Genomic DNA, 12832 nt, shown 5'->3' on the forward strand with positions numbered 1-12832 from the left:
GTCGGGGCTCATGGCTGCCGCTTCGTAAACTCCGCGATTGTCAGCCATGAGCCGCCTCCATGATCGCCTCGTTCACGTCCCTGCCGTCGCGCTCGGCCTGAGCGCGGGCCTGCAGGACACGCTTGTAGTCCTTCGGCATGACCTTCGTGATCCGCGGCAGTGCGGACTCCCAATCGGTGAGCAGCGCGTGCGCCACGGCCGACCCGGTCTCGGTGTAGTGCTTCTCGACGGCTTCGAGCAGGACCTCGACGTCCTCCTCGTCGAGTCCTTCCAGGTCGACCATCTCACCGTTGACGCGGATCGGGTCGAGATCGAGCACGTAGGCAACGCCGCCGGACATGCCCGCCGCGAAGTTGCGGCCCGTCTTCCCGAGCACGACCACGCGCCCGCCCGTCATGTACTCGCAGCCGTGGTCGCCGACACCCTCGACGACGGCCAGCGCGCCGGAGTTGCGCACGCAGAACCGCTCACCGACCTTGCCGCGCAGGAACAGCTCGCCGCCCGTGGCGCCGTAGCCGATCACGTTGCCGGCGATGATGTGGTTCTCGGCCACGACCGGTGAGTCGTGCGGTGGCCGCACCGTGATGCGCCCGCCCGACAGGCCCTTGCCGACGTAGTCGTTGCCGTCACCGAGCAGCCGCAGTGTGATGCCCTTCGGCACGAACGCACCGAACGCCTGACCGGCCGTGCCGGTGAACGTGATGTCGATCGTGTCGTCGGGCAGGCCCTCGCCGCCCCACTGCTTCGTCAACTCGTGGCCGAGCATCGTGCCGACCGTGCGGTTGACGTTGCGCACCGGCAGGTCGAGCGTCACGCGGTCGCCGGACCGCAGCGCGCCCTCTGCCAGCTGGATCAGTGTGTTGTCGAGCGCGGAGTCGAGACCGTGGTTCTGCTCGACGACCTGGTGCCGGGCGGCACCCGGCTCGATCTCCGGCACCTCGAAGATCGGCGACAGGTCGAGGCCTTCGGCCTTCCAGTGGTCGACAGCGTCGCGGGTGTCGAGCAGCTCCGCGTGCCCGACGGCCTCGGCGATCGACCGGAAGCCCAGCGCCGCCAGGTACTCGCGCACCTCCTGGGCGATGAACTCGAAGAAGTTCACCACGTAGTCGGCCTTGCCGCTGAACTTCTCCCGCAGCGCGGGGTTCTGCGTGGCCACGCCGACCGGGCAGGTGTCCAGGTGGCAGACGCGCATCATGATGCAGCCCGACACCACCAGCGGTGCGGTCGCGAAGCCGAACTCCTCGGCACCCAGCAGGGCGGCGATGAGCACGTCACGGCCGGTCTTGAGCTGGCCGTCGGTCTGCACCACGATCCGGTCGCGCAGCCGGTTCGACAGCAGCGTCTGCTGCGTCTCGGCCAGGCCCAGCTCCCACGGCCCGCCGGCGTGCTTGATCGACGACAGCGGGGACGCGCCGGTGCCGCCGTCGTGACCGGAGATCAGCACGACGTCGGCGTGCGCCTTCGCCACACCCGCGGCGACCGTGCCGACGCCGACCTCGGACACGAGCTTCACGTGGATGCGCGCGGCCGGGTTGGCGTTCTTCAGGTCGTGGATCAGCTGCTTGAGGTCCTCGATCGAGTAGATGTCGTGGTGCGGCGGCGGGGAGATGAGCCCGACCCCCGGCGTCGAGTGCCGGGTCTTGCCGATCCACGGGTACACCTTGCCGCCGGGCAGCTGACCGCCCTCGCCGGGCTTGGCGCCCTGCGCCATCTTGATCTGGATGTCGTCGGCGTTGACCAGGTACTCGCTCGTCACGCCGAACCGGCCACTCGCGACCTGCTTGATCGCGCTGCGGCGCTCCGGGTCGTACAGGCGCTCGGGGTCCTCGCCGCCCTCACCGGTGTTGGACTTGCCCTGCAGTCGGTTCATGGCGATCGCGAGGGTCTCGTGCGCCTCGGCCGAGATCGACCCGTACGAGATCGCGCCCGTCGCGAACCGCTTCACGATCTCCGAGACCGGTTCGACCTCCTCGATCGGCACCGGCGGGCGCTCGCCCTCCTTGAACTTGAACAGCCCGCGCAGCGTCATCAGCTGCTCGGCCTGCTCGTCCACGGCCTGGGTGTACTCCTTGAAGATCTCGTACTTGCCCGACCGCGTGGAGTGCTGCAGCTTGAACACCGTTTGCGGGTTGAACAGGTGCGGTTCGCCCTCGCGGCGCCACTGGTAGTCGCCGCCGGTGGCGAGTTCGCGGTGGTTCGGCCGCACGTCGTCGGCGGGGAAGGCGCGCCGGTGCCGCTCGGTGACCTCGCGGGCCAGCACGTCGAACCCGACGCCGCCGAGCCGCGACGTGGTGCCGGTGAAGCACGTGTCGACGACCTCGGAGCCGAGACCGATCGCCTCGAAGATCTGCGCGCCGGTGTACGAGGCCACCGTGGACACACCGATCTTCGACATCGTCTTGCGGACGCCCTTGCCGAGCGCCTTGATGAGGTTGCTGGTCGCGTCCTTGGCGGTGACGCCGGGAACGCGGCCCTGTTCGGCGAGCTCCTCGACGGTGGCCATCGCCAGGTACGGGTTCACCGCCGCGGCGCCGTAACCGATGAGCAGCGCGATGTGGTGCACCTCGCGGGCGTCGCCGGACTCGACGATCAGCCCGACCTGGGTGCGGCTCTTCTCGCGCACCAGGTGGTGGTGCACCGCGCCGGTCAGCAGCAGCGACGGGATCGCCGCGTGGCCTGCGTCCACGCCGCGGTCCGACAGCACGATCAGCCGCGCACCGTCGGCGATCGCCTCGGACACCTCAGCGCGGATCTCGTCCAGCCTGTGCTGCAGTGCCTCGCCGCCGCCGGCGACCTCGTAGGTGCCGTGCACCGTGTGCGACGAGAACTCGGGCAGGTTGCCGTCGTCGTTGGCGTGAACCAGCTTCGCCAGGTCGTCGTTGTCCAGCACCGGGAACGGCAGCACGATCTTGCGTGCGTGTTCGGGGCCGGCTTCGAGCAGGTTCGGCTCCGAACCGAGCTGCGTGCCCAGCGCCGTGACGAGCTCCTCGCGGATCGCGTCCAGCGGCGGGTTCGTCACCTGGGCGAACAGCTGCGTGAAGTAGTCGAAGATCGGGCGCTGGCCGCTCGAGAGCGGCGCCACCGGGGAGTCGTTACCCATCGACCCGATCGGCTCGGCACCCGAGCGCGCCATCGGCTCGAGCAGCACGTCCAGCTCCTCGGCCGTGTAACCGAACGCCTGCTGCCTGCGCACGAGCGAGGCGTGCGTGGGCACCTCACGCTCGCGCTCGGGCAGGTCGTCGAGCTTCAGCCGGCCCGCCTCGAGCCACTCGGCGTACGGGTTCTCGGCCGCGAGCTGGCCCTTGACCTCCTCGTCGTCGATGATCCGGCCCTCGGCCGTGTCGACGAGGAACATGCGGCCCGGTTCGAGCCTGCCCTTGCGCACGATCGACGCCTGGTCCAGCTCGAGCACGCCCGCTTCACTGGCCAGTACGACGAGACCGCCGTCGGTGATCCAGTACCGCGCGGGCCGCAGCCCGTTGCGGTCGAGCACGGCGCCGATCTGCGTGCCGTCGGTGAACGACACCAGGGCAGGGCCGTCCCACGGCTCCATCATCGTGGCGTGGAACTCGTAGAACGCGCGGCGCGCCGGGTCCATCTCGGCGTGGTTCTCCCACGCCTCCGGGATCATCATCAGCACCGCGTGCGGCAGTGACCGGCCGCCCAGATGCAGCATCTCGAGCACCTCGTCGAACGAGGCCGAGTCGCTTGCGCCGCGCGTGATCACCGGGTAGATCCGGCGCAGCGGTCCGGGGATGAGGTCGGTGTCGAGCTGGGACTCGCGGGCGTCCATCCAGTTGCGGTTGCCCTTGAGCGTGTTGATCTCGCCGTTGTGCGCCACATAGCGGTACGGGTGTGCCAACGGCCACGACGGGAAGGTGTTCGTGGAGAACCGCGAGTGCACGAGGCCGATCGCGCTCACGACACGCTCGTCGGTCAGGTCCGGGAAGAACTTCGGGACCTGCGGCTCGGTGAGCATGCCCTTGTAGACGATCGTGCGCGCCGACAGGCTCGGGAAGTACACGCCGGACTCTTCGAGCTGGTGCTCCGCGCGCTTGCGCACGACGAAGGCGGCCCGTTCCAGTTCGAGGCCGGTCAGGGTGTGGTCCCCGTCGCGCTGCGAGCCGAGGAACACCTGCGCGAAGTACGGCATCGCCTCGCGGGCGCTCGGGCCGACGTGCTCGGCCTGGACCGGCAGGTCGCGCCAGCCGAGCACGCGGAGGTGCTCCTCGGCTGCGATGCGCTCGATGGCCGACATCGCCTTGTCGCGTGCGGCCTCGTCGGTCGGCAGGAACGCGGTGCCTGCGGCGTACGTGCCGGGTTCGGGCAGTTCGAAGTCGGTGACCTCGCGGAAGAACGCGTCCGGGATCTGGATCAGGATGCCTGCGCCATCGCCGGTTTCGGTTTCGGCGCCGCGCGCGCCACGGTGTTCGAGGTTGCTCAGGGCGACCAGGGCTTGGCGGACGATCTCGTGGTCGGGACGGCCGGACAGGTCGGCGACGAAAGCGACGCCACAGGCGTCGTGCTCGTACTGCTCGTCGTAGAGACCGGTGTTCGGCTTACGCGGGGCGTGGCGGGTCACGGCTTGCCGCCCTCCTTGGCTCGGCACAGCCAGGCCGCGCTGCCAGCCGGCCGGGGCGTTCCGGTCGGCTAACGGTGCGGCCTGGTGGTGCGATGGTCAGTAGGGGACTCGTCGATGGCGTCCCGTCCACCTTCCGGCGGCGGGCATGGCACCGAAGCGTCGACCACACGCCGTTGTGTGGATCCTGGTTGGCTCTCCGATGAGCCGGGCGCGCAGTCCGTGGTGGCGAACGGCGCTGGTGCGCAGACACGCGCCGTACACAGGCAGGGTTCGCCTGCCAGCGTGCGGCGCGCGCTGAACATACCGGGGTTAGCCGGTCTTATGACAGTAATGTGAAATCGCCGTTATAGGGACTTCTCAGTGAGCGCTCGTGGGATACAACACTGCGGGATTGACGGCCGGGAAGTCAACTGGTCGATTCCGCAACTTCTGCTGTGACCTGCGACGACGATGCTGATTTCGGCAGGTGCGGACCACGATCACGCCGGCTCGGGGCCGAAGGTCGCCGTGACATCCCCGAGACCGTCCATGTGGGCCACGATCGTCTCGCCTGGATGCACGAAGAAGGCCTGCGTCATCGTTCCCGGCAGCACCACGTGTCCCGGTTCGAGCGAAATGCCCAGCGGCCCGATCGTGTTGGCCAGCCACACGAGGGCGTTGAGCGGTGAACCCAGCACAGCACCGCCCGTGCCGGTGGCCAGCAGCTCGCCCGAGCGCTGCAGGGTGCAGCCCATCAGCCGCAGGTCGACGGCCGACAGCGGAGTCGGCTTCGTGCCGAGCACCACACCTCCGGACGAGGCGTTGTCGGCCACCGTGTCGATGATGGAGATGCGCCAGTCCCGGATACGGGAGTCGACGATCTCCAGCGCGGGCAGCACGAACTCGACCGCTCTCGCCGCGTCGGCCACCGTGACGCCCGGTCCCGTCAGTTCCCTGCCGAGGACGAACGCCACCTCGGGCTCGATGCGAGGCTGCAGGAACGGCGCCGTGATCGGCTGGTGCTCGAGGTGGAACATGCCACTCGTGAGATGGCCGAAGTCGGGCTGGTCGACCCCCATCTGCTGCTGCATCGCAGGCGAGGACAGGCCGACCTTGTGGCCCTTGACGATCTCGCCGGCCTCGACCCAGCCGCGGACCTGTTCCTGCTGGATCCGGTACGCGTCGGTGATCGTCAGATCCGGTCGCTCCTCCACGATCGGATCGATGGGGGTGCCGGTCTCGTAGGCCTGCCGCAGGCGTTTCGCGAGGTCTCCGACGGTGGCGGCGTCGATGGCGTTCATGGGCTCACATTCCGGGTCGGGGGCGGCTGCCGGCAAGCCGGTCGTTCCGATCACAGGGACGACCGGCCACGACGGGAGTGCAGGGCGCGGTCGAGGATCTCGGCCAGGTGCAGTGCGCGCCGTGACGTGAGGTCGGCGATCTGGGTACGGCAGCTGAAGCCGTCGGCGAGCACGAGCGTGTCGTCGGACGCGGCTTCGACCTCGGGGACGAGCGCCCGCTCGGCGGCGGCGACGGAGACGTCGTAGTGGCCGCGCTCCATCCCGAAGTTGCCGGCCAGTCCGCAGCAGCCGGAGTCGAGCGTGCGGCAGGAGATCCCGGCCCCGGCCAGCACCCGCTGGTCGGCGGCGTTGCCCGCAACGGCGTGCTGGTGGCAGTGCTGCTGCGTGATGGCAGGCACGGGCCCGTCGGGGTCGAGCTCGGGGAAGTCGACGTCGGGTGCGTACCGCTCGAGGAACTCGGCCAGTGTGAGGGCGTTGATCCCGTCGCCGGTGCCGCCGTCGATCTCGGCGGGCTCGAACAGGTCGTGGATGTCGTGGCGCAGCACGGCCAGGCAGCTCGGTTCCAGCGCGACGATCGGCGTGCCCGCAGCGATCTCCGGGCCGAGGACCTTCAGCGTCCGCCGCAGCACGGTGCGGGCGACACCGAGCTGCCCGGTGGAGATCCACGTCAGACCACAGCAGACCGATGCACGCGGCAGCACGACGTCGAAACCCGCGTGGTCGAGTACGCGAGCGGCGGCGAGGCCGATGTCGGGGGAGAAGTGGTCGGTGAACGTGTCGGGCCACAGCACCACCCGCGGGCGGGTGAAGGTGGCCGGCACGGATTCCGCGCGGGTGCGCAGGCGTTTGCGCAGCGTGCGACGGGCGAAGCGGGGCAGCGACCGTTGCGGTGCGATGCCGCCGAGCCGGGTCAGTGCCCGCGACAGGCGCCGTGAGCCGAGCACCGCGTTGGCCGCCCAAGGTGCCACCGAGGCGAGGCGCGACCACAGGGGCAGGAACCCGAGCGAGTAGTGCGCCGCGGGCCGGACCCGGCGCCGGTAGTGCTGGTGCAGGAACTCCGCCTTGTACGAAGCCATGTCCACATTGACCGGACAGTCGGACAGACATCCCTTGCACGCCAGGCAGAGGTCGAGCGCGTCGCGCACCTCGGCCGATCGCCAGCCGTCGGGAATCGTGTCGCCGCGCATCATCTCCGACAGCAACCTGGCGCGCCCGCGCGTGGAGTGCTCCTCGCGGCCCGTGGCCATGTAGCTCGGGCACATCACGCCGGTGGAGGTGTCGATGCATTTGCCGACGCCGACGCAGCGGCGCGCCGCGACGGCGAGACTGCCGCCGTCGTGCGGGTACTTCAGCGTGAGCGGCAGCTCGCGCACCGGACCGTCGAACCGCAGGTCGGCGTCCATCGGGCGCGGGCGCACCAGCACGCCGGGGTTCAGCAGGTCGCCGGGATCCCAGATCGCCTTGAACGCCTCGAACAGGCGCAGGATCTCGGGCGAGTACATGCGCGGCAGCAGTTCCGCACGGGCCTGCCCGTCCCCGTGCTCACCGGACAGCGAACCCCCGTGCGCGACGACGAGGTCGCCCGCGTCCTCCATGAACGAGCGGAACCGCGCGCGCCCTGCGTCGTCGGTGAGCGTGAAGTCGATGCGCACGTGGACACAGCCCTCGCCGAAATGCCCGTAGGGAATGCCGCGCAGCCCGTGGTCGGCGAGCAGCCGCCGGAACTCCCGCAGGTAGGCGCCGAGCCGCTCCGGCGGCACCGCGGCGTCCTCCCAGCCCGGCCACGCCTCGGCGCTGCCCTCCGGCGTCGGGATGCGCGTCGCGATCCCCGACGCGGCCTCGCGGATCGACCACAGCTGCTTCTGATCGGCCGGATCGTCGGCGATCGACGTCGTCGCGCCCGTCTCCGCGGTCAGCGTGGCCGCGACCCGCTCGGCCCGCGCTCGCGCGTCCGCGAGGTCGTCCCCGCCGATCTCGACGAACAGCCACCCGCCGCCCTCGGGCAGCCGGTCGAGCGCGGCGGGCCTGCGGCCACGCACCAGCAGGGCGTCGATCATGTCCGAGCCCATGCCCTCCAGTGTGAGGGGTTCCAGCGGCAGGGCGTGGGGCACGGCGTCGGCGGCGGCCACGTCGTCGGCGTATCCGGCGACGAGCAGTACGCGCACGGCAGGTGCGGGAACCAGGCGCACCGTCGCCTCGGTAAGCAGCGCGCAGGTGCCCTCGCTGCCGACGAGCGCGCGGGCGACGTCGAAGCCGTTCTCGGGCAGCAGCCGGTCCAGCGCGTAGCCCGACACGCGGCGGGGCAGCGCCGGGAAACCCTGTCGGATCGTGGCCAGGTTGTCGTCGACGAGTGCCCGCAGCGCCCGCGTGTGGGCGTTGTCGGGTGCCTCGCCGGGGCCGAACGTCATCGGCGTGCCGTCGGCGGCCAGTACGTCCAGCGCGACGACGTTGTGCGTCGTGCGGCCCCAGGCCACCGAGTGCGAACCGCACGAGTCGTTGCCGATCATGCCGCCGAGCGTGCAGCGGCTGTGCGTCGACGGGTCCGGCCCGAACGTGAGCCCGTACCGGGCCGCTTCGGTGCGCAGCGCGTCGAGCACGACACCGGGCTGCACCCGCGCCGTCCGCGCCTCGGGGTCGATGTCGAGGATGCGGTTCATGTATCGCGTGTGGTCGAGGACGACGCCCTCGCCGACGGCCTGCCCCGCGATGCTCGTGCCCGCCCCGCGTGCGGTGATCGGGACGCCGAGTTCCCGGCACACTCGCAACGCGGCGCGCACGTCGTCGGCGTCGCGCGGGAACACCACGGCGCGTGGTACGTGCCGGTAGTTCGACGCGTCCATGCTGAACACGGCGCGCGCGGTCGGATCGGCCTCGACGTCGCCGGTCACCGCGGCGCGGAGCCGGGCGGCGAGCCACTCGGCGTCGGCCCGTGCCGTGCCGGGCTGCGGCGCGTCGGGCCGGGGCGGGTCGGTGGGCGTTACGGCGGCTTCGTTGACGGGATCGCTCACGGCGCCCACCGTAGGCGCCGCGGGCCTACCAATTCTCGAGCGACTCGGTGAGAACCGCTTCGACGTCCTCCTCACGCACCGTGCGGGGTGCCACGGCCAGCAGTCGCTGCTGCTGCATCGTGCCCTCCACGAGCGCGCCGATGTCGGAGCGGCCGTAGCCGACGCCGGACAGGCCGTTGGGGATGCCGATGTCCCGCATCAGCGAGGTCAGCGCCGCGGGCAGCCGCTGGCGGTCGTCGGCGGTGGCCTGCTGTGCGCGCGGATCGAGGATGTCGGCCGCGCGCAGGTGTTTGCCCGGGTCGGTGGGGAAGGTGAAGCGGAACGCGGCCGGTGCCGTCAGCGACACGGACTCGCCGTGCGGCACGAGTGCGGCGTCCTGCGGATAGTTGGCCGGCCGGTACTCGCGCACCCGGCCCGCGATCGGATACGCGCACGCGTGCGGCACGTGCACGCCGGCGTTGCCGAAGCCCATGCCCGCGAACGTCGCGGCGAGCATCATGTCGGTGCGGGCCTCGAGGTCACCACCGTTGAGGACGGCCTTGCGGAACGAGCGCGCCAGCAGCTGCAGCGCCTGCTCGGTCCAGGCGTCGGAGATGGGGTTCGAGCCGTTGTAGGCCACCCGCGTCTCCGGCGTGTGCCTGGGGAACGAGTGGAACGGGCGCGCGGTGTACGACTCGAGGGCGTGGCACAGCACGTCCATCCCGCTGGCCGCGGTCACCTCCGGCGGCATCGACAGCGTCAGCAGCGGGTCGATCACGGCGAGGTTCGGCCGCAGGTGGGAGTGGCTGATACCGGACTTGACCTGCAGATCGAGGAAGTCCATGACGCACACGGGCGTCGTCTCCGATCCGGTGCCCGCCGTGGTCGGAACCGCGACGAGCGGCTTCAGCGGCCCCTCGGGTGCCTTGCCCTGTCCGATCGGCTTGTTGACGTAGTCGTAGAGGTCGGCCGGGTAGGTCGTGAAGAGGTTGACCGCCTTGGCCGTGTCGATGGCCGAACCGCCGCCGACGCCGATGAAACCGTCCCACGTGGACTCGCTCGCGAAGTCGATCGCGTCGCGGATGCTCCGGTCGGTCGGCTCGACGTGCACGCGGTCGTAGATCTCGACGGTGAGCCCGCCCGCCTTCGCCGCGTCGGCGACGCGCTGCGGCACGCCGGTGGCGGCGACGTCCGGGTCGGTGACGATCAGCACGCGCCGGGCGCCCAGCTGCGCGAGGTCCCAGCCGATCTCGTCCACGGCGCCCGCACCGAACTTCAGCGGCGTCGCACCCCAGGTGAAGACGGTCTCGTTCAGGTACTGGGTTTTCGGCGAGCTGGGTGTCATCGGCGAGCTCCAGGTTCGTCGCGCGGCAGTCGGCAGCCGCGTCGCGCTCCGTTGCGGACGGATCCGAGCCTCGCACCCCGGTGCCCACTGATCAACCACTGAGTCGGCGTCCGCCGGTCGAGTGAAGGAGCCGGGTGCCGGTTCAGGTCGGCAGGAACCACCGGCGTGCCAGCGACGGCAGCGTCGGGGTGTCCGGGGCGGGTAGCAGCTGCAGGTACGACGACAGGTTCGAGTACCGGTGCAGCACGGTGTACGCCAGCAGGCGGCGTGCCAGGTCCTCGTCGAGCTCGGCCGCGTCGTAGCCGTACCCGAGCAGCAGCTCCCGCAGCAGGCCCGTGTCGCCCGCGGTGAGGAACACGCCGACGGCCGAGAACTCGTACTCCGGCGCGCCCCGCATCGCGGGTTCGAAGTCGAGCAGTCCCGTGGGAACGAATGTGTCGGGGTCGACGAACACGTGCTCCGGCATGACCTCGGTGTGCAGCAACACCGGGTCCGGGTCGCCCAGGTCGACGTCGTCGAGGAACTCCGGTATCTGCGCGCGCCAGTCCTCGGCAAGGCCGAGCCCGGACTGGTGGGCCATCACCTCGCTGCGGCGGCCGGACAGGAACCGCGACCAGTCGGCGGGCCACAGGTCCGGCGGCGGGACGGCGTGGAGTTGCGCCAGCAGCCCGCCGAGGCGGCGCATCAGGCATACGCGGTCCGATGTGGACATGGCAGGCCATGCCGTCGGGAGATCCACGCCCGGAAGCCGCCGCATGAGGACGTAGCGCCACTCGTCGAGCTCTCCCTCGCCCTCGACGCGGGGAGTCGCGACGTCGAGTGCCCCGTCCAGCGCCGTGAGAGCCGCCAGTTCGGTCAGCGCCTCGTCGACGTCGTCGGCCGGGTAGGCCTTGAGTACGAGCGCGTCGCCGACCGCGAAGACGGGCAGCGAACCGGTGGGGAACGGCTGCACCGGAAGATCGGCGAGGCCTTCGCGGGCGCACGCCGCCGCGACGGGGAAGGTGTCCACCCGCGCAGGCTACGACGGCACATGCGGCCGTACGAGCGATTTCGGTGATTCAGGTGCCCGCCGCGGCCGGTTCGCGGCCGAGGGAGCTCGACGCTGGACCTCCAGCGCGCTCGAGGTTGCATCGTTGCCGGCATGACGACGACCGCGCCGGAGCCGCAGAGCCCGGACCCCGCACACCAGGGCTCCCCGCATCCGCCGTCGCCGCATCCGGACTCCCCGGAGCTGCGGCCAGGACGGACACGACCTCGGCGCCGGAGCGTGCTCTGGAGTCCCGAACGCCGGACAACCACCGCAGGCGTGCTGCTGCTCGTCACGCTGATGGCGTTCGAGAACCTCGGCGTGGCCACCGCGATGCCGACGATGGTCGCTGACCTCGACGGCGGGACGCTGTACTCGTGGCCGTTCACGACGTTCCTGGTCGCCAGCGTGGTGGCGACGGTGCTGTCCGGGCGCGTGTGCGACCGGCGCGGTCCGGTTCCCTCGCTGCTCGGCGGGCCGGTGGTGTTCCTGGTGGGCCTGCTGGCGGCCGGGTTCGCACCGAACATGGCCGTGCTGCTGGCCGGGCGCTTCCTGCAGGGCCTCGGGACGGGAACCGTGCTGGTCGCCACGTCGCTGCTGATCGCGCTCGTGTTCACCGATGCCGAACGCCCGGTGATCTACGCGGCCAACGCGGCCGCGTGGGTGCTACCCGCCGTGATCGGGCCGTCCGTGGCGGGGTTGGTGACCGACACCGTCGGGTGGCGGTGGGTGTTCCACGGACTGGTCCCGCTCGTGCTCGTGGGTCTCGCCCTACTGGTGCCGGTGGTGCGCAGTGTCGCCGGTTACCGTCCGCCGCCGCGCGGCCGTGCGGCGAGCGTGCCCGCCGCCGTCGCGGCCGCCGTGGGGGTTGGCGCGCTGACCTGGGCGTCCCAGCACCCGTCCGGGTTCGCGCTCGCCTACGGTGCGGCGGGACTGGCCGCGGTCGGGCTCGCGTTGCGCAGGCTGCTGCCCGCCGGGACGGTCACCGGCAGGGGCGGACTGGGTGGGCTGGTGCGGTCGCGGGCGTTGCTGGCGGGCACGTTCGCCGGCATGGAGGCGTTCCTGCCCCTGACGATGACCGGGGTGCACGGCTACGGCCCCGCCCTGGCCGGGTTGCCGCTGACCGTCACGGCGCTGAGCTGGTCGCTGGGATCGGCCCTGCAGGGGCGGTTCCCGCACTGGGACCGCGACCGGCTGGTGCGGGCGGGGTTCGCCCTGGTCGGGGCCGGGGTGGCGATGTTCGGCTGCGTCGCGCTGCCGGGATGCCCCGGATGGGTGGCGTTCGCGGCGGCGATCGTCGGCGGGGCGGGAATGGGCATGGCGTACCCGTCGGTGCAGGTCCTGATGTTGCGGCGCGCCGACGAGTCGGAACGCGGCTTCGCCAGCTCGGCCATGCAGCTCGGTGACTGGGTGACATCGGCGCTGGTCATCGGCTTCGGCGGGGTGCTGCTCGGCGCGCTCGGCTCCGCGGCCGCCCCCGGCACGCCGATCGTGGTGCTCGCCGCGTCGCTGACGGTGCTGGCGGCCGTCGGCGGTGCGCTGGCCGGTGCGCGGCGGGAGGGCGAGCGCTCGTGAGCGACGCCGCAGCGTTCGCCGTGAGGGCCCGACTAC

Annotated in this window: 6 protein-coding genes; 1 reads left to right on the forward strand and 5 read right to left on the reverse strand. The window is 71.2% G+C overall.

All coding sequences use genetic code 11. The annotated features are described in order from the left end of the window. Positions 1-40: 40 nt before the first annotated feature. The 5 genes from gltB to LY40_RS16195 all read right to left on the reverse strand — a co-directional run bounded on the left by gltB (position 41) and on the right by LY40_RS16195 (position 11203). Positions 41-4582, reverse strand: coding sequence for a glutamate synthase large subunit (gene gltB, locus LY40_RS16175; RefSeq protein ID WP_258937353.1), 4542 nt, complete (start codon positions 4580-4582; stop codon positions 41-43). Positions 4583-5061: 479 nt separating this feature from the next. Beyond that, positions 5062-5853, reverse strand: a complete 792-nt coding sequence (locus tag LY40_RS16180; protein WP_443687887.1) for a 2-keto-4-pentenoate hydratase — start codon at positions 5851-5853, stop codon at positions 5062-5064. Positions 5854-5912: 59 nt separating this feature from the next. Further along, the gene (locus LY40_RS16185; protein WP_258937486.1) at positions 5913-8702 is read right to left on the reverse strand and encodes an FAD-binding and (Fe-S)-binding domain-containing protein; all 2790 of its coding nucleotides are present in this window, start codon (positions 8700-8702) and stop codon (positions 5913-5915) included. A 193-nt stretch (positions 8703-8895) separates the two neighbouring features. Next, positions 8896-10194, reverse strand: coding sequence for a hydroxyacid-oxoacid transhydrogenase (locus tag LY40_RS16190; protein ID WP_183778650.1), 1299 nt, complete (start codon positions 10192-10194; stop codon positions 8896-8898). 142 nt (positions 10195-10336) lie between these two features. Then, on the reverse strand, positions 10337-11203 hold the full coding sequence (locus LY40_RS16195; protein WP_258937355.1) for a phosphotransferase family protein: 867 nt from the start codon (positions 11201-11203) through the stop codon (positions 10337-10339). A 132-nt stretch (positions 11204-11335) separates the two neighbouring features. On the opposite strand from LY40_RS16195, the gene LY40_RS16200 reads away from it, so the two are divergent. Continuing rightward, the gene (locus LY40_RS16200) at positions 11336-12796 is read left to right on the forward strand and encodes an MFS transporter (protein WP_258937356.1); all 1461 of its coding nucleotides are present in this window, start codon (positions 11336-11338) and stop codon (positions 12794-12796) included. Positions 12797-12832 lie beyond the last annotated feature (36 nt).

Origin of the sequence: Prauserella salsuginis (assembly GCF_024648885.1) — a bacterium.
In the GTDB taxonomy this organism is placed as follows: domain Bacteria; phylum Actinomycetota; class Actinomycetes; order Mycobacteriales; family Pseudonocardiaceae; genus Prauserella; species Prauserella salsuginis.

What these genes read in the sequence shown, in the direction of transcription:
- LY40_RS16200 (WP_258937356.1), top strand. Translation starts at nt 11,336, where the DNA reads ATGACGACGACCGCGCCGGAGCCGCAGAGCCCGGACCCCGCACACCAG.
- LY40_RS16190 (WP_183778650.1), bottom strand. Translation starts at nt 10,194, where the DNA reads ATGACACCCAGCTCGCCGAAAACCCAGTACCTGAACGAGACCGTCTTC.
- LY40_RS16185 (WP_258937486.1), bottom strand. Translation starts at nt 8,702, where the DNA reads ATGGACGCGTCGAACTACCGGCACGTACCACGCGCCGTGGTGTTCCCG.